Origin of the sequence: Pseudonocardia ammonioxydans, from assembly GCF_900115005.1 — a bacterium.
Classification (GTDB): Bacteria; Actinomycetota; Actinomycetes; order Mycobacteriales; family Pseudonocardiaceae; genus Pseudonocardia; species Pseudonocardia ammonioxydans.
In genome coordinates this window covers 135,250-161,491 of the sequence record NZ_FOUY01000010.1, presented here as the reverse complement: position 1 = coordinate 161,491, position 26,242 = coordinate 135,250, and the positions used below count along the sequence as shown (strand labels likewise).

Sequence of the window (26,242 nt, the reverse complement as noted above, 5' to 3'; positions counted from 1 at the left end):
GATCTGTTCGACGATGCGTGAACTGTTCAAGCTGCCCGACGTGGGCGAGGGACTGACCGAGGCCGAGATCATCGCCTGGCGGGTCGAGCCGGGCGACGCGGTCGCCGTCAACGACGTGCTGGTCGAGATCGAGACGGCGAAGGCCGCGGTGGAGCTGCCGTCGCCGTGGGCCGGGACGGTCGGTGAGCTGCTGGCCGAACCGGGGGCCACGGTCGAGGTGGGGACGCCGATCATCGCCATCGACACCGCCGGGTCCGCCGGGTCCGGTGCGGCCGGGCCCGCGGACGAGGGCGGCGCGAAGATCGGGGAACCGGGCCGGGACGGGCGCATCGCGACGCTCGTCGGCTACGGGCCGCGGCAGGGTGCGGCGAAGCGGCGGCCACGGCGCGGTGCGGCGACCGGAACGCCCGCCGGTGTCGCCGCGGCCGGGGCGGTCGGGCCCGGGGAGGCGGCCGGGGTGCGCACGGAGGTCCCCGGCGGCGCACCGGCCGGTGACGCCCCCGAGCCGGTCACCGGCGCCGGGACGGAACCCGCACCCGCCGCCCGGGAGCCGGTCCCGCTCGCGGCCCCGCCGGTCCGGTTGTACGCCCGGGACCTCGGCGTCGACCTGCGGACGGTGACCGGGACCGGGAAGCACGGCCGGATCACGAGGGACGACGTCGCGGCCGCGGCCGCGGGGCCCGCGTCCCCCGGCGCAGCCTCCCCCGGTGTCGCCCCCGGCGAGACCGCACACTCCGGCGAGACCGCACACTCCGGCGAGGCCGCGCTCTTCGAGGCCACACGCGTCGAGGGCGCCCCCGTCGAGGCCGCACCCTCCGAAAACGCTGCCTCCGCAGCGCCGGCGGCTCCCGCACCGTCGTCCGCCCCACCGCGCCCGCGCCCGGGCGGGGCCGGGGACCGGCGCGAGCCCATCCGGGGTGTCCGCAAGGCGACCGCGGCCGCGATGGTCGCCAGCGCCTTCACCGCCCCGCACGTGACCGAGTTCCTCGACGTCGACGTCACCGGGACGATGGCGCTGCGGGAGCGGCTCCGGGCGTCGAAGGAGTTCGCCGGGATCAAGCTGACCCCGCTGGCGTTCGTCGCGAAGGCGGCCTGCCTGGCCGCGGCCCGGACCCCGGCGGTCAACGCCAGCTGGGACGAGCGGGCCGGCGAGATCGTCTACTACGAACACGTCCAACTCGGGATCGCCGCGGCGACCCCGCGCGGGCTGGTCGTGCCGAAGGTCCGCGACGCCGACCTGCTCGGGCTGAGGGAACTGGCCGTCGCGCTGAACGAGCTGACCGAGACCGCGCGCGCCGGGCGGACCGCACCCGCGGATCTCGTGGGCGGCACGTTCACGATCACCAACGTCGGCGTCTTCGGCGTCGACACCGGCACGCCGATCCTCAACCCCGGGGAGTCGGCGATCCTCGCGCTCGGCTCGATCAAACAGGCGCCGTGGGTGGTGGACGGTGAGCTGGCCGTGCGCACGGTCGGCCGGCTGGCGCTCTCCTTCGACCACCGGCTCGTCGACGGGGCCGAGGGCTCACGGTTCCTGGCCGACGTCGGGGCACTGCTGGAGGATCCGGGGGTCGCCCTCACCTGGTGAGCCCGGGCGGCCCCGGGTGATCGATCCGGGAAATTCGGGCGGACCGGGAGCAGAACGGCGTGCTCGTGCGTTCTACGGGTATGCCGTTCGTGCTGCTCTACGTCGTGCTCGAGGTGGTGGCGATCGCCGCGCTGGTCGCCTGGATCGGGCTGGGCTGGACGCTGCTCGTCCTGCTCGCCGGTTCGGTGCTGGGCCTGCTGCTCGCCCGGAGCGAGGGGGCCCGCGCCGCCCGGGCGCTGGCCACCGCGGTGCAGCGCGGCCGGCTCGCCCACGAGGAGGCGACCGACGGCCTGCTCATCGCGATCGGCGGCGTGCTGCTCTTCCTGCCGGGGTTGATCACCGACGTGCTCGGCCTGGCCCTGGTCTTCCCGCCGACCCGCGGGCTCGCGCGGCGCCGCATGGTGCGGGCCGCCGAGCGGGCCTCCCCGGGGCTGCGGACCGCCCGGATCCGGTACGGCGCGACCGTGGTCGAGGGCGAGACGGTCGCCGAGCCCGGCCGCGCGGGCCGGGGCCCGGGCACCGCCGGATCGCCCCCGGTGATCGAGGGCGAGATCGTCGAGGGGGAGGTCGTCGACGAGCCGGACCGCCGGGACCGCTGATCCCGCCGCCCGGCGCTCACCAGCCGGGCCGGGCTCCGCCCAGCAGCGACCGCAACCCGTGCAGTACCCGGCGACGCTGCGTGCCCGGCCGCATGCGCAGGGTCGAGTGGTGCGTCGCGGCGGCCCGGTGCCGCCCACGGTGTCGGTTCACGGCGCTTCCCTCCCGGGGCCACGAGCGTGCGACAGGGTGACTCTCCGACAAGTGTCGCTGGTGAGAGTCCTGTTCTGAAGGTCATCCGGGGAGCGCCACCGGATCGTGACGACATCAGTGTGATTCACCGGAGGATGTGCACCGACCGTCCACGACCACTCGCTCGTCCGGCCCCGGAGCCGGCATAGACGCCCGGAACGACCACGTTCCGTGACCGCGCGGGCCACTGGGCCGGCCGGGTGGACGGTCGCGACACGCCGGGGTGTCCGCCGTCGCCGTCTACGGAATCCGGAAGATCGACCGATACCGTCCCCGGCATGGACCCGGTGCGCAACCCGTTCGCCCCCGGAGCGGGGCAGCGCCCGCCCGAGCTGGCCGGCCGGGACCGGGAGGTCGACGCCTTCGAGATCGTCCTGGAGCGGGTCGCCCGCGGGCGCCCGGAACGCAGCCTGGTGCTCACCGGGCTGCGCGGCGTCGGGAAGACGGTCCTGCTCGGCGAGCTGCGCTCGATGGCGATGCACTCCGGCTGGGGTGCGGGCAAGATCGAGGCCCGGCCGGACGCGGACCTGCGCCGTCCGCTGTCGGCCGCCCTGCACCGGGCGATCCGTGACCTCGCCGTCCGGCACCGTGCGCCCGAGCGGATCGACGAGGTGCTGGGCGTGCTCAAGGCGTTCGCCCTGCGGTCCTCACCGGACGGGACCAAGCTGCGCGACCGCTGGCAGCCCGGCATCGACGTCCCGGTCAAGAACGGCCGCGCCGACTCCGGGGACATCGAGATCGACCTCGTCGAGCTGTTCACCGAGGTGGCCGAGCTGGCGCTCGACGTCGGGTCCGGGGTCGCGCTGCTCGTCGACGAGATGCAGGACCTCAAACCGGACGACGTGTCCGCGCTCTGCGCGGCCTGCCACGAGCTGTCCCAGGCCCGGGCCCCGCTGGTCGTGGTCGGCGCGGGGCTGCCGCACCTGCCGGCGGTGCTGTCGGCGTCGAAGTCGTACTCGGAGCGGCTGTTCAAGTACTCCCGGATCGACCGGCTCGACCGCAAGGATGCCGACTTCGCGCTGCTCGCGCCGGCCGAGCGGGAGGACGCGACGTTCGACGAGGACGCACTCGAGGAGCTCTACCACCGCTCCGGCGGCTACCCGTACTTCGTGCAGGCCTACGGCAAGGCGGCCTGGGACGCGGCACCCACCAGCCCGATCGGGGCCGAGGACGTCGCGATGGCGGCACCGGAGGCCGAGGCCGAGCTCGCGGTCGGGTTCTTCGGCTCGCGCTACGAGCGCGCCACCCCGGCCGAACGGGAGTACCTGCGGGCGATGGCGGAGCTGACCGACGGCGAGGACCTGCCGATCGAGACCGCGGCCGTGGCGAAGCACCTCGACCGGCGGGCGTCGTCGCTCTCACCCGCCCGGGACAGCCTGCTGAAGAAGGGGCTGGTCTTCTCGGCCCAACGGGGGAAGATCGCGTTCACGGTGCCGCACTTCGGGCGGTACCTGCTCGCCAACTCCTGAGATCCGTACTCCGCACGGGTGAAAGATCGTTGCGGTGTAACGGAACTCCGTCGGCGGACGAACGCCCTGCTGAGCCCCGCGACGCCACCGGACCCCCGACCTGGTGGTGTCGCGGGGCCTTCCACGTTCGGGGCCCGGTGTCGCGCGGCCGGGCGCTGCGGGAACCGTCGGGCCCGGCCCGTAGCATCACGGCCGTGGCGGAGCCGAAGCTCGAGATTCAGATGCTCCACGACCGGGTCATGATCAAGAAGATCGAGGGCGCCGGGGAGCGGCGGAGTTCGGCCGGAATCGTGATCCCGGCAACCGCACAGGTCGCCAAGCGTCTGGTCTGGGGAGAGGTCGTGGGGGTGGGTCAGCACGTGCGGACGGTGAAGCCGGGCGACCGTGTCCTGCTCGCTCCCGAGGACCAGTACGAGGTCGAGATCGGTGGGGTCGGGCACATGGTGATGCGCGAGCGGGACCTGCACGCGGTGGCGTCCGAAGCCACGCAGTACGGCACCGGCCTCTACCTCTGATCCCGGGCCCGCCGCCCGAGGCGTGCAGCACGGCCGGTCCGACGGCGGTGCGGAAAGGAATCTCCACCTCATGCCCGAGCGTCAGTCCCCGCCCGGCGAGGCCACCGAGAACTCGGTGACGCCCGCGCCGGATGCGGGAGCGGGAGACCGTGGCACGCCCGACGGGGCCGCTGCGTCCGGCCGTCCGGTGATGTCCGCGCGCCGTCCCTCGCCCGGTCCCCGCGGCGCGGCCGACGCGCCCGACCCCGCCGCGCAGCCGACCGTGGCCTCCCCCGCACCTGCGCCCGCCCCGGCACCCGCGTCCGGTCCGGCCGGTGCTCCCCCGGAGCAGCAGCCGGCCGGTGCACCCACGGCACAGCCGCCGGCCGGTGCACCCACGGCACAGCAGGCGGCCGGCGCTCCCCCGGCCCAGCAGCCTGCCGGTGCACCCACGGCCCAGCAGCCGTCCGCCGCACCCACGGCGCAGCAGGCGCCCGCCGAGCCCGCGGCGCCGCTGAGCGAGCAGCGCACGCACGTCCTGCCCCGGGTCACGCCCGCGGTCGCCCAGCAGGGCGGCACCGAGGCGACCGGGCAGACCGATCGCATCGAGACCGGCGGTACCGCCGCGTTCGGCGGCGCGACCGGCGCCCCCGGCCCGGGTGGCCCCGGTGGCCCGGGCGGCCCCGGTGGTCCCGGCGGCCCGGGTGGCCCGGGGGACGGCTCCGGTGCCGGATCCGGTGGCGGTGACGGCGAGGGCGGCTCCGGTCGCAAGCGCCCGACCGGCCTGATCGTCGCGGCCGCCGTGCTCGGCGTGCTGGCCCTCGGCTATGTCGGCGACCTGGTGTTCTCCTCGGGCAGTGTTCCGCGCGGTGTCACCGTCGCGGGCCAGGAGATCGGCGGGATGTCGCGCGCCGCGGCCACCGAGAAGCTGCAGGCCGCCATCGAGCCGCGGTCCACCGCCCCGGTGCCGGTGCAGGCCGGTGAGGTCCGCAGCGAGATCGACCCGAAGGCGGCCGGCCTGGAGGTCGACTACGAGCGCACCCTGGACGAGGCCGGGGAGCAGCCGCTGAACCCGATCACCCGGATCTCCTCGTTCTTCACCGACCGCGACGTGCAGGTGGTCAACTCGGCCGACGACCGCGCCGTCCGGACCGCGCTGGAGCAGATCGCGCCGCTGGTCATGAAGGAGCCGAAGGAGGGCTCGGTCGACTTCGAGGGGCTCAACCCGGTCCCGGTCGCGCCCGAGCCGGGCCAGCAGCTCGACGTCGACGCGGCCGTCGGCGTCGTCGAGCAGCGGTGGGCCTCCGGCGAGCCGGTGGAGCTGCCGCTGATCATCGAGCAGGCCGTCACGACCCCCGCCGACGTGCAGCAGGCCATCGACGAGGTGGCGAAGCCGGCCGTCTCCGGGCCGCTCACGATCACCGGTGAGGGCGCGAACGCCACCATCACGCCGGAGCAGATCGCCGAGGCGCTCAGCTTCAGCGCGGACCCGGAGGGCGCCGCCAAGCTGAAGCCGGTGATCGCGAACAAGACGCTCGAGGAGGCGGCGAAGCCGCAGCTGGAGAGCACCGAGAAGCCGGCCGTCGACGCCCGGCTCGACTTCGCCGCGACCCCGCCGACGGTCATCCCCTCGCAGGACGGTCGTGGCATCGACTACGACGCCACGCTCACGAACGTGCTGCCCATCCTGACCGGGGAGGGGCCGCGGCAGGTGGCGGCGGTCTACGCGGAGAAGCCGGCCGAGATCACCACCGCGGACCTGGAGTCGCTGGGCAACGCGGTGGAGATCGGCAGCTTCACGACCCAGGGCTTCGCCGCGGACTCCGGCCAGAACATCAAGCGGGCCGCCGAGGCGATCGACGGCCAGATCGTCCAGCCCGGCGAGACGTTCAGCCTCAACGGCGTGACCAACCCGCGCAACAAGGGCAACGGTTACGTGGAGGCGGGCATCATCGAGGACGGCCACCCGGCGCGTGGCGTCGGCGGCGGTGTCTCCCAGCTCGCGACGACGCTGTACAACGCGTCGTACTTCGCCGGGATGACCGACGTCGAGCACAAGGAACACAGCTACTACATCAGCCGCTACCCGGTGGCCCGCGAGGCGACGGTCTTCAACAACCTGATCGACGTCAAGTTCCGCAACGACGGCCCGACGGCCGTGCTGATCAAGACGGCGTGGACGCCGAGCAACGTGACGGTGTCGTTCCTGGGACAGAAGATGTGGGACGTCACGTCGTCCACCGGGCCGCGGACCAACCCGACCGAGCCGCAGGTCGTCAACATCCCGGCCGGTGAGCCGTGCAGCCCGAGCAAGGGCTCCCCGGGCTTCACCGCCACGGACACCCGGACGATGCGCAACGTGCAGACCGGGGAGACCACGAGCGACACCCGGACGGTGAAGTACAACCCGCAACCGATCGTGAACTGCGGCGGCTGATCCGGTGATCGTCGGCCGCAGGAGCTGACGAGACCCGCATCACATTCGTACCCTGATCCCTCGGCCGACGGGCGAGGGATCGGGGTACTGATGCGGATCGCGGACGTTCTCAAGGGCAAGGGCAGCGCGGTGACCACGGTGGCGTCCGACGCAGCGGTCACCGACGTGCTGCGGTTCATCTCCGAGGGCAACCTCGGTGCGCTGCCGGTCGTCGACGACGGCAGGCTGGTCGGGATCGTGTCCGAACGGGACGTGGTGCGCCGGCTGCACCAGCAGGGCAGCGCCCTGCTGAACGCCCGGGTGTCCGAGGTGATGACCACCGAGGTGGTGACCTGTTCACCGGACGACGGCGTCGGTGACCTGGCGAAGGTCATGACCGAGCACCGGGTGCGGCACCTGCCGGTCGTGGTCGACGGTGCGCTGGCCGGGATCGTCTCGATCGGCGACCTGGTCAAGGCCCGCATCGACATGCTGGAGCAGGAGCGCGAGCAGCTGGAGAGCTACATCGCCCAGTAGTGCCGCGCTGCAGTGCCGCGCCGTAGCGCCGCGCGGGGGCTGGAAGGCGAAGGGCCCCGGGCGGGGAGTCCGCGCCCGGGGCCGGTCCGTCGGCCGGTCGCTTCGCTAGAAGGCGGCCTCGTCGAGCTCCATCAGCGCGTTGTCGGCGTTCTCGACGACCGCCTTCTCCGCGGTCAGGCGGGGCAGCACGGTCCGGGCGAAGAACGACGCGACGCCGACCTTGCCCTCGTAGAACGCGCGGTCCCTCGCCGGGACACCGTCGGTGCCCAGGGCCTCCAGCGCCACGGTGGCCTGACGCAGCAGCAGCCAGCCGACCAGCAGGTCGCCGACCGCCATCAGCAGCCGCACCGTGTGCTGGCCGACCTTGTAGAGGTTCGTCACGTCCTCCGCGGAGGCGTAGAGGTAGCCGGTCAGCGCACCGAGCATCCCCTGGACATCGGTGAGCGCGGTGCGCAGCAGCTCGCGCTCCTCCTTCAGCCGGCCGTTGCCGGCGTCGGAGTCGATGAACGCCTGCACCTCACCGGCCACGTGCGCGAGCGCCTGGCCGTTGTCCCGGACGATCTTGCGGAAGAGGAAGTCCTGGGACTGGATCGCGGTCGTGCCCTCGTACAGGGAGTCGATCTTCGCGTCCCGGATGTACTGCTCGATCGGGTAGTCCTGCAGGAAGCCGGAGCCGCCGAGGGTCTGCAGCGACTGCACGAGCTGCTCGGTGGCCCGCTCCGAACCGACGCCCTTGACGATCGGCAGCAGCAGATCGTTGACCTTCTCGGCGAGCTCGGTGCTGATCGCCCCGTCGCCACCGAGCCGGATCCGGTCCTGGTAGGTGGCGGTGTAGGTGTAGACGGCGCGCAGCCCCTCGGCGTAGGCCTTCTGCAGCATGAGGCTGCGGCGGACGTCCGGGTGGTGGGTGATCGTGACCCGCGGCGCGGTCTTGTCGGTCATCCGGGTCAGGTCGGCGCCCTGGACCCGCTCCTTGGCGAACTCGAGCGCGGTCAGGTAGCCGGCCGACAGGGTGCCGATGGCCTTGGTACCCACCATCATCCGGGCGTACTCGATGACCTGGAACATCTGGGCGATGCCGTCGTGCACCTCGCCGAGCAGCCATCCCACGGCCGGGGTGCCGTGCGCCCCGAAGGTCAGCTCGCAGGTGGTGGAGGCCTTGAGGCCCATCTTGTGCTCGACGTTGGTGACGAAGGCGCCGTTGCGCTCGCCCGGCTCGCCGGTCGCGGTGTCGAAGTGGAACTTGGGCACGAGGAACAGCGACAGGCCCTTGGTGCCCGGCTTCGCGCCCTCGGGGCGGGCCAGCACCAGGTGCATGATGTTCTCGGTGAAGTCCTGCTCGGCCGAGGTGATGAAGCGCTTCACGCCCTCGATGTGCCAGGTGCCGTCCTCCTGCTGGACGGCCTTGGTGCGCCCGGCGCCGACGTCGGAACCGGCGTCCGGCTCGGTCAGCACCATCGTGGCGCCCCACCCACGGTCGATCATGAGCTCGGCCCAGTGCTTCTGCTCGTCGGTGCCGTTCGCGTGCAGGATCGAGGCGAAGTTGGGGCCCGCCATGTACATGAACACGGCGGGGTTGGAGCCGAGCATCATCTCGGCGGCCGCCCACTGGACCGACGGCGGGATGCCGTAGCCGCCCAGCTCGGCGGGCAGGCCGAGGCGCCACCACTCGCCGTCCCACAGGATCTGGTAGGCGTCCTTGAGCTCCTGCGGCGTGGTGACCGAGAACGTCGCCGGGTCGAACACCGGCGGGTTGCGGTCGATCGTCGCGTAGTGCTCGGCGAGCGGGCCGGTGCACACCGTCGACAGCTCCGACAGCACGCCCTTGGCGGTGTCGAGGTCGACGCCCTCGAACGGGCCCGTCCCCAGGTGGTCCTGCACCCGGAACACCTCGAACAGGTTGAACTCGAGGTCGCGCAGGTTGCTCTTGTAGTGGCCCATCTGTCCTTCACCGCCGTTCCTGCCAGGGCCGATTCCACTACCGGCCGGTAACTGACTCCAGAGTATTACTCGTCGGTAACCGGGGCAAGGTGCGGACCGCCGTCCGGCGCACCGACACGACCGGGTGATGCGACACCCCGGCGCGCCGTGCCGGGTTTTCGCGCTTCTGCCCGAAAGATGCGCGTGACATCAGGGACGCAGGGGGCGTCCGTGGTGCGTGTGACTCGGGAGGACGGTCATGGGTGAGGCAGGCGGACGACGGGTGAGCCGGCGAGGGGCGTTGGTCGTCGGGGCCGCCGCCGGAGCCGGGCTGGTGGTGCCGGGGCGGGCGTTCGCCGGCACACCACCGACGACCGAGCCGGCCCCGCCGTCGTCGCGGGTGCCGGGCCCACCGGAGGTGCCGGGGCCTCCGCAGGTGCCGGGCCCGGACGGTGTGCCGGGACCCGCTGCCGGTGCCGGCGCACGGGCCGAACAGGTCCGGGCGCCCTACATCGCGCGCTGCGCGGAGTGGGGCGCCCGCAAGCCGAAGTACCCGCCGAAGATCTGGGACCAGCGGCCGATCCGGATCCTGGTGCACCACACCGCCGGGTCGAACACCGGTGACTTCAGCGTGCCGGCCGCGCACCGGATGGCGCGCGGCATCCAGAACTTCCACATGGACCGCAACGGCTGGCTGGACTCGGGCCAGCACTTCACGATCTCCCGTGGCGGGCACGTCATGGAGGGGCGGCTCTGGAGCCTGGGTGAGCTCAACGGCGGGCGCCGGGTCGTCGAGGGCGCGCACTCGCCCGGCCAGAACGTGATCGCGATCGGGATCGAGAACGAGGGCACCTACATCGACGTCGATCCGCCCGCGCCGTTGTGGGACTCGCTGCGGGCGACGTGCGCCTACATCTGCGCGCAGTACGGCATCGCGCCGACCGAGCTCTACGGGCACCGCGACTACCGCAACACGATCTGCCCCGGTGACCGGCTCTACGGGATGCTGCCGCGGCTGCGGACCGAGGTGGCGGGCCTGCTGGGGCGGCGGCTGTCCCGCAAGGAGGTGAGCAAGGCGGCCTGGCCGCTGCTGCGCACGGGCGACTCGGGGCCGCTGGTCGAGGCGGCTCAGTACCTGCTCCGGGACGCCGGGACGCTGCACGGGAAGCCGGACGGGCGGTTCGACGAGCGCACCCGCTCCTCCCTCACCGAGTTCCAGGTCGCGCACGACGCCGACGACGCCAACGGGATCCTCGGTGGCGAGTCCTGGCCGGAGCTGGCCCGCACGGTGCGGGCGGGTGCGGAGAGCGACGCCGCCCGGGCCGTCGAGGTGCTGGCGGCGTACCGGAAGGTGGAGAGCGTTCCGGACGTCGTCGACCATCCGGTGTGGCAGAAGCTCCTCGGGACCGGCGGCTCGCCGGCGTCCTCGGCCGAGGACCCGCCGGGTGTCCTGGACCGCTGACCCACTGAACCGCTGACCCACTGGACTGCTGACCCACTGAACTGCTGACCCACATGCCGCACGACTACGCTCGCCGGGTGCTGTCCCGTTGCCCCGCCTGCGACACCCCCGCCGGCGACCCGTTCTTCTCCGTCACCGGTCTCCCGGTGCACGGCACCGCGGTGCTCCCCGACCCCGGGGCGGCCCGGGCCGTGAGTGTCGGTGACCAGGTCCTGGTGCTGTGCGAGCGCTGCGGCACGGTCTTCAACCGCGACTTCGACTCGGGCCTGCTCGACTACACCGGCGACCACGAGGAGTCCCAGCACCACTCGCCGCGGTTCGCCGCCTACGCCGCGGAGATCACCGCCGACTGGGTGTCGCGGTTCGGGCTGGCCGGGGAGCACGTCGTCGAGGTCGGCTGCGGGTCGGGCGACTTCGCCGTCGAGCTGCTGGGAGCCGGGGTCGGCCGGGTGACCGGCGTCGACCCGCACTTCGGCCCCGAGCGGGTACGTCCGGAGTGGACCGACCGGCTCACCGCCGTCCCGGAGACCTTCACCCGGGAGCAGGTCGAGCCCGGTACCGCCGCGCTGGTCTGCCGGCACACGCTCGAGCACATCCCGGCACTGGCGCCGTTCGCCGCGGAGCTGCACGCGGGCCTGGTCCGCGGTGGCGGCCGGGCCCTGCTCGCGGAGGTGCCGGACCTGGGCCGGATCCTCGACGAGGGCGCGTTCTGGGACCTGCAGTACGAGCACTGCTCCTACTTCACCCCGGCGACGCTGCGCACGTTCCTGCTCGGTGCCGGTTTCGCGGGGGTGGACGGGCCCGAGCCCGCGGTGCGGCTCACCTACGCCGACCAGTACGTCGTCGCCGAGGCCGGGCCGGGCGGCACCCCCGGCGTGCCCGAGCTGCCGGCGCACCTGCGGGAGGCGCTGCGCACCGCCTGCCACGACTTCGCCGCCCGGGTGGACGAGCAGATCGGGCACTGGCGGGCGTGGCTCGGCGACCGGGCCGGCGCCGGCGACGAGGTCGCCGTGTGGGGCGGCGGCGCGAAGGGGCTGACCTTCCTCAACATCGCCGTCGGTGGAGATGCCGCCGGGAGCGCCGCCCCCGGCGCGGTGCAGTGCGTCGTCGACATCAACCCCGGCCTGCAGGGGCGCTACATGGGTGGGCTCGGGCTGCCGATCCGGGCACCGAAGGACCTCACGGTGGCGCCCCCGCGGGCGGTGCTGCTGATGAACCGGGTCTACGCCGGCGAGGTGCGGTCCACTCTGGACGAGCTCGGGCTGGGGTCGACGGAGCTGCTGACGGTCTGACGGGGCGCCGCCAGCACGGCCGCGAACCCGAGGGAGGCGACCGTCAGGTAGCCGACCCACACCGAGCCCCCGGCCCCGCCCTGCCGGGCGACGACGACGGCGGCGAGGGACGCCAGGGCCAGGCCGCTGTCGAAGCCGGTCATCAGCCGCAGGTAGGTGCGTAGTGGCCGCCGGCGGAGGTGGCCGAGCTCCAGCCCGCCCGCGAGCACCAGCGCGACACCGCCGGCGACCGTCGACCGGACGGGCACGCCCAGCGCCGCACCGAGCCGGCCGGCGCCGGCCGTGACGACGGTGCCGAGCGCGAGTTTCACCAGACCGTCGGCGATGATCCCCGCCGCCATTCCGCCCCTCGGCACCGCTGCGCCCTGTGTCATGACCGCACCCCCTGTCGATTTCAGTAATCTCGTTACTAAGATAACCAAATTATGAGAGTGACGAGAGCGGAGATCAAGGAACGCAATCGCCGCGCCCTGCTCGACGCCGCACTCGAGCTCGTCGCCCGGGACGGGTACCGCGCCCGCCTCGACGAGATCGCCGACCGGGCGGGCCTGACCACGGGTGCCGTGTACTCGTTGTTCGGCAGCAAGGACGAGCTCGTGGCCGCACTCGTCGCCGATCACCTGCGCCCGGAGTACGCCGGGCTCGAGCGGGCGGTCCCGGCCGGGGCGGACCTGCGGGACGCGGTCGACGCCGTCGCGCGGTTCCTGCGGCGCCGCTGCGATCTGCCCGGCGCCCGGTCCGAGCTGGGCCTGCAGCTCACCCTGCTCGACATGGCGCTGCGCACCCCCGGGATGCGGACCCGGCTCACGGAGACGGTGGCCGCGCAGGAGAATCAGCTCGTCGCGTTGTTCACCGGCCGGGAGCACGACGGCGGCGTCGTCGGCGACCGGCAGGCCCGGCGGTTGACGACCGCGCTCCGCGCGCTGCTGGTCGGCATCACCCAGGGGGTCGTCCTCGGCCTCGCTCCCGAGGCCGACGAGCAGTACGTCGCCGACGCGGCGCGCGGCCTGGTGTCCGGGGCGCTGCTCGATGATCATGCAGCCGACCCGGACGGGACCTGAGCGAGAACGAGGGAGAACCACCACGTGCGCACGATCAGCCGCCGGTCCGTCCTGGCCGGCGGGGCCGCCCTGACCGGGATCGGCCTGCTCGGCGGCGTCGCCGCCGCCTCCCCGGCCCGGGTCCCGGTGACCCGCGAGGAGCACCGGGTGGTCGTGGTCGGTTCCGGGTTCGGCGGCGGGGTGACGGCCCTGCGGTTCGCCGAGGCCGGTGTCCCGGTCACCGTGCTCGAACGCGGCCGCCGTTGGCCGACCGGCCCGGACGCCGAGACCTTCGCGCGCCCCACCCGCTCGCCCGACGAGCGGATGATCTGGATGGGCTCGGTCACCGACCCGTTCGACGAGCTCGCGACCCCGCTGTCGCTGCTGCTCGGCGCTCTCGGCGGGGGCACCCCGCTCGGGGCGCTGGGACGCTACGTCGGCGTCCTGGAGCGGGTCTCCGGGCTGGGCATGGACACCTTCTGCGCGGCCGGTGTCGGCGGCGGTTCACTGCTCTACCAGGGCATGTCGCTGCAGCCGACCCGGGAGCTGTTCGAGGCGACCATGCCGTCCGAACTGGACTACGGCCTGCTCGCCCGCGAGCACTACCCGCGGGTGGCGCGGATGCTGCGCCTGGCCACCGCCCCGGACGAGCTGGTCCGGAGCCCGACCTACGCCGCCGCGCGTGCCTTCCGCCGCCGGGCCGAGGCGGCCGGGTACGACGTCGAGAAGATCCCGATGCCGATCGACTGGGACGTCGCGCTGCGCGAGCTGCGCGGGGAGATGGCGCCCTCCTACACCAACGGCGACTGCTCGTTCGGCGTCAACAACGGCGGCAAGCACACCGTCGACGTCACGTACCTCGCCGCGGCCGAGGCGACCGGGCTGGTCACCGTCGCCCCGCAGCACCAGGTCACCGACGTGGCGCGTACCCCGGACGGCCGCTGGGAGGCCCACGTCGACCGGATCGACTCCGACGGCACGGTCCTGGAGAAGAAGATCCTCACCACGCCGGCGCTGGTGCTGGCGGCCGGCACGGCGAACACCAACCGGTTGCTGCTGCGGGCCCGCGAGCACGGCACGATCGGCGACCTGCCGGACGGGCTGGGCGAGAACTGGGGTACCAACGGCGACCGGATCTGCACCTGGACCTCGCTGGGCGACGACTTCGGTACCCCGCAGGGCGGGCCGGTGGTCTACGGGAGCAAGGACTGGGCCGACCCGGCCACCGCGAACACCGTGATCCAGGCGTCGTTGCCGCCGGTGCCGGACCTGCGGACCACGATGATCGTCGGCTACGGCGTCAGCGACGGCCGCGGCCGCTACCGGTGGGACCCGGTCCGGCAGGAGGCCGTCCTGCACTGGCCGCCCGACGGCGACGCGGCGCTGACCCGCCGCATCCACGAGCGGATGCACCGGATCACCGGCCCCGGCGGGACGTTCGCCGACACCACCTACGTCGCTCCCACGACCTGGCACCCGCTGGGCGGGGCCTGCATCGGCAGCGTGTGCGACGCGGCGGGCCGGGTGCACGGCCAGCGCGGCCTCTACGTGCTCGACGGCGCACTGATGCCCGGCACGACCGCGGCCTGCAACCCGTCGATGACGATCGCCGCGGTCGTGGAGCGGGCCACCGACGAGCTGGTCGCGACCGACGCGGGAACGGTCTTCTAGTGCCTCGTCGGGGAACGTCGGCATCGGAATCGGTGGATCCAGGTGTTCGCTCGCAAGGCGCCGGGCAGGCCCAGTACCGGAGGTACTCGGCCTGTCCGGCAACGCCGCGAGCGGGCAGCTGGGCCGCCGAGTTCGGTGCTGGACGTTTCCTGACGGGGCACTAACTCGTCGAGGGGGCCTGGGCCCGGGCGAGGCGCCGCACGACCGCCAGGTCCTCGGCCGTCGCGACGTGCAGGTTCGCCGGGTCGCCGGGCACCGTGACCACCCGGTGCCCGGACGCGGCGAGCATCCCGGAGTTCTCCACCGGGCGCGGTGCGCCGGCGTGCGCGGCCCGCAGCACGTCCGCGCGGAACGCCTGCGGCGACTGGGTGATCACCGTGTCCTGTTTGGGCAGGGTCTCGACCACCACGCCGTCCACCACCCGTTGCACGACCTCCAGCATCGGCACGACCGGCACCGCGCCGTCGGCACCGGCCCGGACCGCCGCGATCGCGTCGGTGAACAGCCGGTCCGCGGCCAGCGGGTGCGCCGGGTCGGCGAGCACCAGGATCCCGGCGTCGGCGGGGACGGCATCGAGCCCGGACCGCAGCGACTCCGACTGGTGGTCGCCACCGACGGCCAGCGCGTCGACCGGCTCGCCGTCCCACTCCACCCCGGCCGGCAGGACCAGCGCGACCCGGTCGCACGTCCGCCGCGCCGCGCCGACCGTGTGGTCGACCAGGCGCGATCCGGCCAGTTCCGCCAGCTGCTTGAGCCGGCCGAACCGGGCCCCGGTCCCGCCCGCCAGCACGATCGCCCAGACCTCGTCACGCACACCGGTGATCCTGCCCGGGGTTCGGGCCGAACCGGACACCGGACCCGATAACCTCGGCCACTCCGACGGGTGAGGAGGCGGCGTGAGCGCAGTGGCACCGGCGAGCACGTCCCCGGACGTGTCCACCACCGGCCCGCTCGCCGGCGGGCCGGGATCGATCGCGCTGGTCCGCGCGGTCGTCGCGGAGCCCGCCGAGCCGCGGACCGTGGCGCTGACCGGGCCCGCCGGGGCCGGCAAGTCCACCGTGCTGCGCGCGCTCGTGCGGGCCTGGACCGACGCCGGTGCCCAGATCGCCGGTGCCGGGGCCGCCGGTGCCGAGGCCGGGCCGGTGCTCGTCGTCGACGACGCCCACGAGCTCCCCGAGGACGAGCTGGACCGGCTCCGCCGGTTCGCCGGCCTGCCCGGCGCGCGGATGGTGGTGGCGTTCCGGCCCTGGCCGCGCGGGCGGGCGCTGGCCCGCCTCGGTGCGGCGCTCGCCGCGGGCGCCCCGCCGCTGGTGCTCGGCGCGCTGGACGCCGCCGGGGTCGCGGCGCGGGCCGTGCGGGCGGGGACCTCGCTGCCCGACGACGCGCTGCGGGCCGTCCTGGAGCGCACGGCCGGCTCGCCGATGCTGGTCGACCGGCTCCTCGGGACCGGGTCCGCGACCGGGGCCGTCCCGCCGCAGCTCGCCGAGCAGATCGGCTACGTGGTCGACGCCGAGGACCCCCGGGTGGTCGAGATGATCACCGCGGTTGCGCTCGGTGCCCCCTCGGACAGCGAGGTGCTGGTCCCGCTGCTCGGTCTGACCGACGCCGCGGGCAGCGGCATCGACGAGCTCGACGAGCTGGTGCAGCGGGCCGTCGCGGCCGGGCTGTGCACCCCGGACGGCCGGGTGATCCCGCTGGTCGGGGAGGCCGTCCGCGCCCGGGTCGCCCCGGCCCGGCGCACCGAGCTGCGCCGCATGCTGGCCGAGATCGAGCTGGAGCGCGGGGGCAGCGTGCTCGCCGTCGCCCGCACGCTGCGCGGGTCCGGCGCGACCGGTGAGCGGGCCGCGGCGGTGTTCGTGGCCGCGGCCGCGGAGGCCGCCCGGGAGGAGCACCCCGACGCCGTCCGGTTCTACGCCGAGGCCGTCGCCGCCGGCACGTCGCCGCTGACCGTGGCGGCCGGCCGGGCCGAGGCGCACCTGGTCGCCGGCGACCTCGACGGCGCGCTCTCCCACGCCGACGCCGTGCTGTCCGCGACCGGCGCGGTCGAGCCGGAGGACGCCGTCCGGGCCGGTGGGGTGGCGGCGGCGGTGCTCGCCCGCCGCGGCCTGCTGTCCCGCAGCGCCGAGCTGTACCGGTGGTCCGCGGCCGTGGCCGGCGAGCACCCGCCCGCGGCCGCCGTCCCGGTCCTGATCGGGACCGGCGCGCGGGACGAGGCCCGCGAGATCCTCGACGGCACCGGCGGGCCGGTCCCCGGCCGGGCCCCGACGCTCGTCGACGGCGCCGACGAGCTCACCGCCCGCGGGATGCTGGACTCGGTGCAGGGCTCGCCGACGGCGGCGCTGTCCGGCCTGGCCCGCGCGGCCGGGCTGCTGGAGAGCGCCCGCGGCGCGGCGCTGCTGCCGGACACCCCGGCCGCACTGGCCGCGCTGGTCGCGGTGCACACCGGGGAGTTCGACGTCGCGGCGTCGGTGCTGCACCGCGCGCTGCGCACCGGGCTCGGCGGTACCCCCGCCCGGCCCCGGCACCGGCTGCTGCTGGGCTGGATCGCGCTGCTGCGCGGCGCCACTGGGGCGGCGGAGGAGCGGCTCGCCACGGTCGACGCCGAGGCCGCCCGGGCGGGGCGGCCGCTGGAGCCGCGCGACGAGTTCCTCGCCGCCGCGCTGCAGGTGGCCCTGGCCCGCCGCAACTCCGACCTCGGGGCGCTGATGCGGTCCTGGACCCGGGCCCGGCAGGCGATCGTGCGTCACCCGGTGGACCTGTTCGTGCTGCAGCCGCTCGGTGAGCTCGTCACGGCCGCGACCCGGCTGCGGGAGGAGAGCTGGGTCGCGCCGCACCTGGACGAGGCGACCGCGCTGCTGGAGCGGCTGGGCAGGCCCGCGCTGTGGTCGGCCCCGCTGCACTGGGCGCAGCTGCAGGCCGCCGTGCTGGTCGACGACGTCGAGGCGGCCCGGTCGCACACGGCCGCGCTGCAGGAGGCGGCCGGGGGCAGCCGGTTCGCGCACGCCATGGCGATCGCGGCGCCGCACTGGGTGGGCGTGCTGGAGAACCGGGTCGACCCGGAGACGGTCGAGGACGCCGCACGCGGGCTGCACGCCGTCGGGCTGTCGTTCGACGGCGGCCGGCTCGCCGGGCAGGCCGCGCTGCGGACCGAGGACCGGCGCGCGGTGTCGGCGCTGCTGGCGTGTGCGCGGGCGCTGCAGGCCGCGGGTGCCGACGTCCGTTCGGCGACCGATCCGGCGCCGTCCGAGGCCGGGGGTGCCGGGGCGGCCCCGGCCGCGCCGCCGGGCGGTGCCGCGCCGGCCGTCCCGGCGGCCCGGAGCGAGCCCGAGGGCGAGTCCGCCCCCTCGCTGCTGTCCGAGCGGGAGCTGGAGGTGGCCGAGCTCGTCGTGCAGGGCCGCACCCAGAAGGAGATCGGCGAGACGCTGTTCATCTCGGCGAAGACCGTCGAGCACCACGTGGCGCGGATCCGGCAGCGGCTCGGCGCGGGGAGCCGCGGCGAGCTGCTCGCCCAGCTGCGCCGGATCCTCGAGGGCCGCGAGTCCTGACCCGCTACGGGCGTGCAGCGGCGAGCAGCGCCTCGGCGGCCGACCGGGCGCCGGCCACGGCCCGGGTGTCGCCGGCGACGGCGTGGGTGACGATCGCGCCCTCGTGCAGGGTGAGCAGCTGGGCGGCGAGGACGTCGGGGTCGCGGGCGCCCGCCTCGACCAGCAGGTCGTGGAACAGGTCGCGCAGCCACGCCTTCTCGGCGACGACGATCCGCCTGCCGGGGTGCTCGGGGTCGGGCAGCTCGGCGAAGGCGTTGACGAACCCGCAGCCCCGGGTCGCCGGGGCGAGCCACCCGGGCAGGACGTCGAACGGCACGAGCACCCGGGCCACCGGATCGGGCGATGCCGCCTCGAGACGGGCCGTGACCAGCTCGCGCCAGCGCCGGTCCCGGGCGGCGAGGTAGGCCGCGACCAGGTTGTCCTTGGAACCGAAGCGGTCGTAGAGGGTCCGCTTGGTCACCCCCGACTCCGCGGCGATCGTGTCGACCCCGACCGCGTGGATGCCGCGCCAGTAGAACAGCTCCGACGCGACCTCGAGGATGCGCCGGGCGCCCCGGGTCAACGGTGGTGGTTCCGGACTCACGCCGCCCTCCTTGTGTTCACAGACCTGTGTACCTATCGTCGGCCCCGAACTTCACAGATCAGTGTAGGAGGTTGTGGTGGCAGGCACGATGACGGCCGCGGTGCTGACCGGGTTCGGCGGTCCGGAGATGCTGCAGGTGCGCGCGGTCCCGGTGCCGCAGCCGGGCCCGGGCGAGGTGCGGGTCCGGGTGGCCGCGGCGGCGGTGAACAACACCGATGTGTGGACCCGGCAGGGCGCGTACGGGCTGCCCGGACGCCCGGACGCCCTCGCGGGATGGCGCGGCCCGGTGCAGTTCCCGCGCATCCAGGGCGGGGACATCGCCGGCACGGTCGACGCCGTCGGGCCCGGGGGCGACCCGGAGCTCACGGGGCGCCGGGTGCTGGTCGACCCCGCGCTCTACGACGGTCCCGGCGACGGGGCGAACCCGGTCGGGTTGCTGGGCAGCGAGGCCGACGGCGGGTTCGCCGGGCACGTGCTGGTCGCCGCCGAGCGGGTGCACGACGTGACCGGCTCCCCGCTGACCGACGAGCAGCTGGCCTGCCTGCCGGTCTCCTACGGCACGGCCATGGGGATGCTGGAACGCGCCGGGGTCGGCTCCGGGGAGACGCTGCTGGTCACCGGGGCGTCCGGCGGGGTGGGGCTGGCGCTGGTGCAGCTCGCCGCCGCGCGTGGCGCCCGGGTCGTCGCGTCGACCAGCCGGGCCAAGAGCGAGCTCGTCGCCGAGGCCGGTGCCCACCGGGTGGTCCACCGCGACGACGGGGACCTCGCCGCCGCGGTCGCGACGGCCGCCCCGGACGGGCTCGACGCGGTGGCCGACGTCGTCGGCGGGGCCGCCGTGGGGGCGCTGCTGCCCGCGCTGCACGACGGCGGCCGGTGGGTGGTCGCCGGCGCGCTCGGCGGGGCCGTGATCGATCTCGACCTGCGGCGGCTGTACCTGCACAACATCGCGCTGATCGGCTCGTCGATGCACACCCCGGCCCACTTCGCCCGGCTCGCCGGGATCGCCCGCGCCGGAGGCATCCGGCCCCGCGTGGCCGCCCGGCACGCGCTGGTCGACATCCACGCGGCCCAGCAGGAGTTCGCCCGGGGCGAGCACACCGGCAAGATCGTGGTGCTGCCCTGATCGGAGGACTTGCCTCTCCAGCCGCTGGAGGGCCGATCCTTCCGGGCATGACCGTCACCGTTCTGGACACCGCCCCCGCGATGGAGCGGATCCTGCAGGCCCCCGCGGCCGAGCGGGAGCCGCTGCTCCGCGCGATGCTCGAACCGGCCGCCGGCCTCTACCGGTACTTCCCCGGTGAACCGGACCTCGTCGCCCTGCACCGGATGGGCGGGGGCTTCCCGATCGACCGGGACATCGAGGCGTGTGCCGAGGGTCTGCGCCTGCTCCGCGAGGCCGACGCGTGGAACCGGGTGGACACCGCCGTGCGGGAGGGTGCGGCCGTGCTGGAGGCCGCGAACCCCGGGGTCACCGCACCGGACGTCGTCGTCCTGCTGGTGCTGGGCGACCCCGGCGACGACTTCTTCCACACCACCAACCTCGGGCTCACCGCCAACGGCTCGGTGACCGGCTACCTGCACCTCTGCCTGTGGCGCGACCCGGAGAACCTCGACCGGCTCGAGGCGACCGCGGTGCACGAGCTGCACCACAACGTCCGCTACGCGCCCGGCAACGTCGTCTGGGACCCGGCCGCGGTGACCGTCGGGGAGCACGTGGTCTCCGAGGGGCTGGCCGACGCCTTCGCCCGTGAGCGCTACGGCGACGAGCTCGGCCTCGCCCGGATCGGCGTCGCGCCGCGGCACGACGACGCGGCGTTCGCCCGCGTGCTCGAGGGCCTGGAGGTGACCGGGATGGCGCAGTTCGCCGCCTGGGTGCACGGCGACGCGCACGCCGCCCGCTTCGGCGCCGAGCCGGTGGGGCTGCCCACCGGAGCCGGGTACGCGGCCGGGAACCGGCTGGTGGACGCCTACCTCGCGGCCACCGGACGGTCCGCCGCGCAGGCGCTCCTGACCGACTCCCGGGAGGTGATCGACACGGCACTGCGGCGGCTGCAGGTCTCCCGCTAGTGGTGGGCGTGGTGCCGGGCGGGCGCGGCGAGCAGGCCCTCGCAGGACCGGACGACGATCCGCGCGGCCTCCGCCGAGGCCCGGCCGGTCAGCGGGCTCTCCGCCCGGCGCCGCCAGCGCCGCAGCGCCTCGGTGGCCGCGCCGTGCAGCTCGCCGGGGCCGGCGCCGTCGCCCAGGCCGAGGCGGGCGACCGCGGAGCCGCCGTCCCCGCCGAGCAGGCGTTCGGCGTCGGCCAGGGCCTCCGGCGGGAAGACGATTTTCCCGGCGCGCAGGTCGGACAGGGCCCGCAGCTCCACGAACTCGTGCGCTCCGGCCAGGATGCGTTCCACCTCGGCCCGCAGCCGGGCCCCGGCCGGGCGGGGTTCCCGGGTCAGCACCAGGTCCACCGCGAGCAGCGCCGATCGCGACTTCAGCAGGTCCCGGCGCTCGGAGAACTGGGTGTCGAGCACCCGGCGCAGCTCGTCCAGCCCGGACCGGCGGACCAGGTCGTCGGCCAGCGCGGTCGGGTCCTTCACCCCCTGCCGGATCAGCGTGGTCGCCAGCCGCACCCCGAACAGGCCGAACCGCTCCAGCAGCCGGATCCGGGTCGTGGAGTCCGGCCGGTCCAGCTCGGTGCGCCCGAACCGGTCCGCGGACAGCAGGAGGGCCTCGACGTCGGCGCGGGGCAGGGCGGCCAGCTCGCCGAGCGCGACGAACTCGTCCTGGCGCATCGTGCGGGCGGTCTCGGCGAGCAGCCCGGCGACCGCGACGACGGTCTGGCACAGCCCGCGCAGCTTGTCGTCACCGCGGTAGCGGCGCGCGATGCGCCGGGCCGAGGTGAGCGCGTCGAGCCGGCCGACGCCGATCTCGTCGGCCCGCGACAGCACCGCGATCGTGTTCACCGGGGTCGCGCGGGCGACGCCGCGGTCGTGGAAGGACTCCAGGAACCGCACGTCCCCGGCGTGCAGGTGACGCATGAGGTAGACGACGGCGTCGGCGGGTGACGGCGCGTCCTCGGGAGTGAGGAACTCCCCGGCCCGGGCCGAGGTGTCCGCCGACAGCGACGCGATGCCCGGGGTGTCGATCAGGTTGGTGCGCCGCAGGTGCTGCGACGGCCAGTCGACGACCAGCCGGTCCACGTTCTCCACCGGTGTGCCCTGCAGGTCGATCTGCAGGGCGCCGTCGCGGCGGGTCAGGGTGAGCGGCCGCTCGGGCCCGCCGTTGCGCATCCGCATCCGTACGCCGGGGGCGGGCGCGTCGGCGTACCAGGTGACGATCCGCGTGCACTCGCCCGCGTCGGTGGGCGCGATCCGCTCCCCCACCAGCGCGTTGAGCAGGGTCGACTTGCCGGCCTTGACCTTGCCGGCGATCGCCACGCGCAACGGCTCGTCGAACCGCTCCAGGTGGTGGCGCAACCAGCCCGCGGCCTGCGGGGAGTCGCCGTAGACCTCGAGGGCGGCCCGCAGCAGCGCCCGGGTCTGGTCGGTCAGTGCGCTCACGACGCCTCCGCTGTGTCCACAGCCGCGGCCAGTTTCCGTGCCCGCTCGGCGAGGCCCTCGACCCGCTCCAGCTCCGCCTCCAGGTCCGCGACCCGCTTCTGCCGGGCGGCGTCGTCCTTGACCGCGGTCTGCGCCGCCTCCACCGAGCCCTTCAACGACGCCGACAGCTCCTCGGCCAGGGCGGTGAAATGGTCGCGCAGCTCGCGCTGGATCTGGCGCAGGTTGTCCCGCGAGTCCTTGCCGACCTGGAAGGTCACCTCGTCGATGTGCCGGCGGACGGCGTTCTTGGCCTCGGCCTGACGGCGCTGCACGAGCCGTTTCTTCTCGTCCCGCACGGTCTTCGCGCCGAACAGCAGACCGGCGCCGATCGAGAGCGGGTTGAGCAGCGCGAACCCCGCCACCGTGGATGCCAGCCCGATCATCAGCAGCCCGCCGTACCCGCCGCGCATGCCGACGAAGAGCTTCTGCCCGGCCCCGAAGTTCTCCCCGACCGGCATCTCCAGCGCGTCGACCTTGCCGGCCACCGCGCCGCCGGAGATCCGCAGCTCGGGCAGCTGCACGTCGACGTCCTCGGCGAAGTGCTCGGCGACCTGCTCGGCCAGCCAGCGGGCCCGCTCGGTCGTCCACACGAAGTTCTGCGCGACCGCGTGCGAGACCTGCTTGTGGAACCACTCGGCGAACTGCTCCCAGATGTCGGCCGGGTCGGCGTCCTCCAGCAGCTGCTCGGCGTCCCGGGAGACGGCGCGCAGCCGGTCCCGCAGGTCGTAGTCGATGTCGGCGATCAGGTCGGCGACCCCGTCGTTCAGCGTGGTCTGCCAGCGGGCCGAGCGCTGCCGCAGCGCGTCCACCCGGGCCCGGGCGGCCTCCAGGTCCTTCGCCAGCGCCCCGGCCTTCTCCGGGTCGTTCTGCGACATCAGCTCGGCGCGCATCCGCGACTCGAGCGACTGACAGGTGGCGAGGACGTCCTGGCTGGTCGAGCGGCGGCTCAGGTCGTCGGCCCGGGAGACCACCTTGCGCAGCAGGAAGCCGACCAGCGCCTGGAACCCGGACTCGGCGATGAGGTCGAGGTCCTGGGTGCGGGCCGCGTGCAGCCGCAGCGCCGACGACACCGGCAGCAGCTCCGCGCCGATCCGGGCGTTCCGCAGGTGGCCCTCGTCGAGCTCCACGATCCGCCGCCAGTGCGGGTACAGGTCGGTCTTGGTGACCACGCAGGCGACGTTCGGGCAGAGCTTGCGCGCCGCCTGCAGGAACTCGATCTCCGGCGCGGTGTACTCCTGGCTGGCGTCGGAGACCAGCAGGACGGCGTCGGCGGTCGGCAGCGCGGACATCGTCGCCGCCCCGTGCGCGGAGCCCAGCCCGCCGACGCCCGGGGTGTCGACCAGGACCAGGCCGCTCTGCAGCAGCTTGCGGGGCAGGGTGACCTCGGCGCGGGTGAGGCCGGCCCGGTTGCCGGGGTTGCCGCCCTCGGAGACGTACTCGGCGAGCTTCTCGAGCGGGACCGGGGTGCGCTCGGCGTGCTCGCCGGGGGTGCCGTCGCCGCCGGTGGACTCGCGGACCAGGGTCACGGTGGTGTCCTCGCCGTACCGGACCAGGGTGGGGACGGCGGTGGCGATGTCGTCGTCCACCGGGCACACGGTGGCGTTGACCAGGGCGTTCACCAGCTGGCTCTTGCCCTGCTTGAACTCGCCGACGACCAGCACGCGCACCGCCGGGTCGGTCAGCCGGCCCTTCGCCTGCTTCAGCCGGGGCGCGAGGTCCGGGCGGTCGTAGGCGGTCACCGCCTTCAGGGCCAGATCGATCAGGCCGACCGCTTCCGGTACCGCCACGTGCGTTGCGCCCCCCATCGCTGTCGGAGCGGTCCGGACACCGCTCGTCACGTTCCTGTCATGGATACACGAACGCCATCGGCCCCGGTCACCCCACGGGTGGGTGATCGGGGCCGATGGGTCGTGCGGTGGAACCGACTGCTCCAGTCGCCCGTGCGTGGTTATCACGGTCAGAGCCGCGACAACCACTCACGGGGGTCAGCCGAGGACGACGTCTGCGGTGGCGTCGTTGTGCGACAGCGTGTGGTCCACGGTCTCGCTGTTGTCGACGACCGAGGAGTCGTTGTCCTGGCTGTTGTCCGTGCTGTTGTCCTGGTTGTACGAGTCCGAGGTGTCGGTCGTCGTCGTGGTGGTGTCGTTGTCCTCGTTGCCCGAGTTCACCGTGTCGTTCGAGCCGGTGGCGTTGCCGCCCACGGACACGCCGGAGCCGTCGTCGGCCGAGATGTCGCCGGTCCGAGTGGCGTCGCCGGAGCCGAAGGCGGTCGTGTTGTCGTCACCGTCGACCACGTTGTTGCCGTCCCCGACGATGTTGTCGTCGCCGGTGGTGATGGTCGAGTCCGAGATGTCACGGCCGGCGGCCACGGCACCGTCGCCGGACGCGACCACCGAGTTGGTGTCGATGTCCTGGCGGAAGTCGCCGCCGCCGGTGTCGATGTTCTGGTTGATCGAGTTGTCGACGATGGTGTCGCGGTCGTCGACGTTGTACGTGTAGTGGTTGTTGGTCACGTACTTGTCGATGTACTCGACCGGGTCCTGGCCGGGCTTCGGGTGCTCGACCGGGGGCGGCGGGGCGTGGTGGCCGCCGCCGCTGTGGTCGCCGCCCTTGTCGCTGCCGGTGCTGTAGTTCCGGTCGAACGAGACGTCGTCGTTGTCCTGGGCCAGGACGATGGCGTCGCGGACGTCGTCGGCGCTCACCTCGGACAGGCCGCAGGAGGCCAGCATCCCGTGCGGGTTCTCCTTGAACTCGGCCAGCTTCTCCGGGTCCCGGAGCAGGTCCAGGATGAACTCGATCAGGGACTTCTCGGCGGACATGGCGATCTCCTCTGAGGGGGCCGTCGCACTCGGGCGGGCGACGGGAGGCGGGAACGGGGAGGGGGCGGTCACCGGGCCGGGTCAGGGCCCGGCCCGGTGACCGGGTCGGTCGGACCGATCAGGCCTCGACGCCGATGTCGAGCGAGTTGTGCGAACCGAAGTGGTTCTCGGTGACGCTGTTGTCCTCGCGGTAGGAGTCGTTGTCCTGGCTGTTGTCCGTGCTGTTGTCCTGGTTGTACGAGTCCTCGATCTCGGTCTCGTTCGTGGTGGTGTCGTTGTCCTCGTTGTACGAGTCCACCGTGTCGTTCGAGCCGGTGGCGTTGCCGCCGATGGAGACCGCGGAGCCGTTGTCGGCCTTGATGTCGCCGACGCTGGTGGCGTCGCCGGAGCCGAACGCGGTGGTGTTGCCGTCGCCGTCGACCACGTTGTTGTCGTCGCCCACGATGTTGCCGTTGCCGGTGGTGATCGTGGAGTCGTCGATGTCGCGACCGGCGGCCACGGCACCGTCGCCGGAGGCGGTCACCGAGTTGGTCTCGATGTCCTGGCGGAAGTCGCCGCCGCCGGTGTCGACGTTCTGGTTGATCGAGTTGTCGACGATGGTGTCGCGGTCGTCGACGTCGTACTCGTAGTAGTTGTCCGTGACGTGGACCTTCTCGTGGCTCGCGGCCGCGTGGTGGTGCCCGCCGTCGTGGCCACCCTCCTTGCCGCCGTCCCAGTTCCAGCCACCCTTGCCGCCGTCGAAGCCGGTGTCGTAGTTCCGGTCGAAGGAGACGGTGTCGTTGTCCTGCATCAGGACGATGGCGTCGTGGACGTCCTCGGGGGTGTACTCGTCGAGGCCGTAGTACTGCAGGACCGCCTGCGGGTCCTTCTCGTACCAGTCCTGGATCTGGACGCTCTCGCTGTCGCCGCTGAGCAGGACCTTGATCAGGTCGATCAGGCTGTGGATGTTCGCCATGGAACTCGCCTCCGAGGGTTTCGGTGTGTGACCGGCTCGAGGGCGTCGGCCGGTGATGGGAACGAAGTTAAGGGGGCC

22 protein-coding genes are annotated in these 26,242 nt (G+C 74.0%); 13 read left to right on the top strand and 9 right to left on the bottom strand.

The annotated features are described in order from the left end of the window. The first annotated feature begins 13 nt into the window (after positions 1 to 13). Positions 14 to 1,588, top strand: coding sequence for a dihydrolipoamide acetyltransferase family protein (locus BM093_RS12305; protein ID WP_093341742.1), 1,575 nt, complete (start codon positions 14 to 16; stop codon positions 1,586 to 1,588). 59 nt (positions 1,589 to 1,647) lie between these two features. After that, on the top strand, positions 1,648 to 2,187 hold the full coding sequence (locus BM093_RS12300; protein WP_143105351.1) for an FxsA family protein: 540 nt from the start codon (positions 1,648 to 1,650) through the stop codon (positions 2,185 to 2,187). A gap of 16 nt (positions 2,188 to 2,203) precedes the next feature. Here BM093_RS12300 and BM093_RS37910 read toward each other — a convergent pair whose 3' ends face one another. Further along, a complete protein-coding gene (locus tag BM093_RS37910; RefSeq protein ID WP_281248704.1) occupies positions 2,204 to 2,338 on the bottom strand; it encodes a hypothetical protein in 135 nt (44 codons plus the stop codon). A gap of 317 nt (positions 2,339 to 2,655) precedes the next feature. Between BM093_RS37910 and BM093_RS12295 the strand changes: the two genes are divergently transcribed. The 4 genes from BM093_RS12295 to BM093_RS12280 all read left to right on the top strand — a co-directional run bounded on the left by BM093_RS12295 (position 2,656) and on the right by BM093_RS12280 (position 7,293). Beyond that, positions 2,656 to 3,846 carry an ATP-binding protein gene (locus tag BM093_RS12295; RefSeq protein ID WP_093341738.1) on the top strand — a complete coding sequence of 397 codons (1,191 nt, stop codon included), beginning with the start codon at positions 2,656 to 2,658 and terminating at the stop codon, positions 3,844 to 3,846. Positions 3,847 to 4,040: 194 nt separating this feature from the next. Next, the gene (locus BM093_RS12290; protein ID WP_093341851.1) at positions 4,041 to 4,361 is read left to right on the top strand and encodes a GroES family chaperonin; all 321 of its coding nucleotides are present in this window, start codon (positions 4,041 to 4,043) and stop codon (positions 4,359 to 4,361) included. A 70-nt stretch (positions 4,362 to 4,431) separates the two neighbouring features. Continuing rightward, positions 4,432 to 6,777, top strand: a complete 2,346-nt coding sequence (locus tag BM093_RS12285) for a VanW family protein (RefSeq protein ID WP_093341736.1) — start codon at positions 4,432 to 4,434, stop codon at positions 6,775 to 6,777. Between the two features lie 90 nt (positions 6,778 to 6,867). After that, a complete protein-coding gene (locus BM093_RS12280) occupies positions 6,868 to 7,293 on the top strand; it encodes a CBS domain-containing protein (RefSeq protein WP_093341734.1) in 426 nt (141 codons plus the stop codon). A gap of 105 nt (positions 7,294 to 7,398) precedes the next feature. On the opposite strand, the gene BM093_RS12275 is transcribed toward BM093_RS12280, so the two are convergent. Next, complete coding sequence (locus BM093_RS12275) at positions 7,399 to 9,234, bottom strand: acyl-CoA dehydrogenase (protein WP_093341732.1); 1,836 nt, start codon at positions 9,232 to 9,234, stop codon at positions 7,399 to 7,401. A 262-nt stretch (positions 9,235 to 9,496) separates the two neighbouring features. Between BM093_RS12275 and BM093_RS12270 the strand changes: the two genes are divergently transcribed. Together BM093_RS12270 and BM093_RS12265 are read left to right on the top strand one after the other, a co-directional pair. Beyond that, complete coding sequence (locus BM093_RS12270) at positions 9,497 to 10,675, top strand: peptidoglycan recognition protein family protein (protein ID WP_143105348.1); 1,179 nt, start codon at positions 9,497 to 9,499, stop codon at positions 10,673 to 10,675. A gap of 77 nt (positions 10,676 to 10,752) precedes the next feature. Further along, on the top strand, positions 10,753 to 11,967 hold the full coding sequence (locus BM093_RS12265) for a class I SAM-dependent methyltransferase (RefSeq protein WP_177238421.1): 1,215 nt from the start codon (positions 10,753 to 10,755) through the stop codon (positions 11,965 to 11,967). Here the strand turns inward: BM093_RS12265 and BM093_RS12260 are convergent. Next, complete coding sequence (locus BM093_RS12260; protein ID WP_218162748.1) at positions 11,898 to 12,341, bottom strand: hypothetical protein; 444 nt, start codon at positions 12,339 to 12,341, stop codon at positions 11,898 to 11,900. The genes BM093_RS12265 and BM093_RS12260 overlap by 70 nt on opposite strands. A 57-nt stretch (positions 12,342 to 12,398) precedes the next feature. Between BM093_RS12260 and BM093_RS12255 the strand changes: the two genes are divergently transcribed. Both BM093_RS12255 and BM093_RS12250 read left to right on the top strand, forming a co-directional pair. Then, positions 12,399 to 13,028 carry a TetR/AcrR family transcriptional regulator gene (locus BM093_RS12255; RefSeq protein WP_177238420.1) on the top strand — a complete coding sequence of 210 codons (630 nt, stop codon included), beginning with the start codon at positions 12,399 to 12,401 and terminating at the stop codon, positions 13,026 to 13,028. Between the two features lie 24 nt (positions 13,029 to 13,052). Continuing rightward, positions 13,053 to 14,678 carry a GMC oxidoreductase gene (locus BM093_RS12250; RefSeq protein ID WP_093341722.1) on the top strand — a complete coding sequence of 542 codons (1,626 nt, stop codon included), beginning with the start codon at positions 13,053 to 13,055 and terminating at the stop codon, positions 14,676 to 14,678. Positions 14,679 to 14,838: 160 nt separating this feature from the next. On the opposite strand, the gene BM093_RS12245 is transcribed toward BM093_RS12250, so the two are convergent. Beyond that, a complete protein-coding gene (locus BM093_RS12245; RefSeq protein WP_218162747.1) occupies positions 14,839 to 15,492 on the bottom strand; it encodes an IspD/TarI family cytidylyltransferase in 654 nt (217 codons plus the stop codon). A gap of 82 nt (positions 15,493 to 15,574) precedes the next feature. On the opposite strand from BM093_RS12245, the gene BM093_RS12240 reads away from it, so the two are divergent. Beyond that, positions 15,575 to 18,223: a helix-turn-helix transcriptional regulator gene (locus BM093_RS12240; protein ID WP_143105347.1), complete on the top strand. Its 2,649-nt coding sequence runs from the start codon at positions 15,575 to 15,577 to the stop codon at positions 18,221 to 18,223. Positions 18,224 to 18,227: 4 nt separating this feature from the next. On the opposite strand, the gene BM093_RS12235 is transcribed toward BM093_RS12240, so the two are convergent. Beyond that, positions 18,228 to 18,806 (bottom strand): TetR/AcrR family transcriptional regulator, encoded by a 579-nt coding sequence (locus BM093_RS12235; RefSeq protein WP_218162746.1) that lies wholly within the window; start codon positions 18,804 to 18,806, stop codon positions 18,228 to 18,230. Between the two features lie 76 nt (positions 18,807 to 18,882). Between BM093_RS12235 and BM093_RS12230 the strand changes: the two genes are divergently transcribed. Both BM093_RS12230 and BM093_RS12225 read left to right on the top strand, forming a co-directional pair. Beyond that, a complete protein-coding gene (locus BM093_RS12230; protein ID WP_342742986.1) occupies positions 18,883 to 19,929 on the top strand; it encodes a zinc-binding dehydrogenase in 1,047 nt (348 codons plus the stop codon). A gap of 47 nt (positions 19,930 to 19,976) precedes the next feature. Beyond that, positions 19,977 to 20,873, top strand: a complete 897-nt coding sequence (locus tag BM093_RS12225; protein ID WP_093341714.1) for a DUF2268 domain-containing putative Zn-dependent protease — start codon at positions 19,977 to 19,979, stop codon at positions 20,871 to 20,873. Here the strand turns inward: BM093_RS12225 and BM093_RS12220 are convergent. The 4 genes from BM093_RS12220 to BM093_RS12205 all read right to left on the bottom strand — a co-directional run bounded on the left by BM093_RS12220 (position 20,870) and on the right by BM093_RS12205 (position 26,164). After that, on the bottom strand, positions 20,870 to 22,351 hold the full coding sequence (locus BM093_RS12220; RefSeq protein WP_093341711.1) for a dynamin family protein: 1,482 nt from the start codon (positions 22,349 to 22,351) through the stop codon (positions 20,870 to 20,872). The genes BM093_RS12225 and BM093_RS12220 overlap by 4 nt on opposite strands. Beyond that, positions 22,348 to 24,177, bottom strand: a complete 1,830-nt coding sequence (locus BM093_RS12215) for a dynamin family protein (protein ID WP_093341710.1) — start codon at positions 24,175 to 24,177, stop codon at positions 22,348 to 22,350. Before BM093_RS12215 ends, BM093_RS12220 begins: the two co-directional genes overlap by 4 nt. 198 nt (positions 24,178 to 24,375) lie before the next feature. Further along, positions 24,376 to 25,209 (bottom strand): IniB N-terminal domain-containing protein, encoded by an 834-nt coding sequence (locus tag BM093_RS12210; RefSeq protein ID WP_093341708.1) that lies wholly within the window; start codon positions 25,207 to 25,209, stop codon positions 24,376 to 24,378. 118 nt (positions 25,210 to 25,327) lie between these two features. Further along, positions 25,328 to 26,164, bottom strand: a complete 837-nt coding sequence (locus BM093_RS12205; RefSeq protein ID WP_093341705.1) for a hypothetical protein — start codon at positions 26,162 to 26,164, stop codon at positions 25,328 to 25,330. Between the last annotated feature and the right edge of the window lie 78 nt (positions 26,165 to 26,242).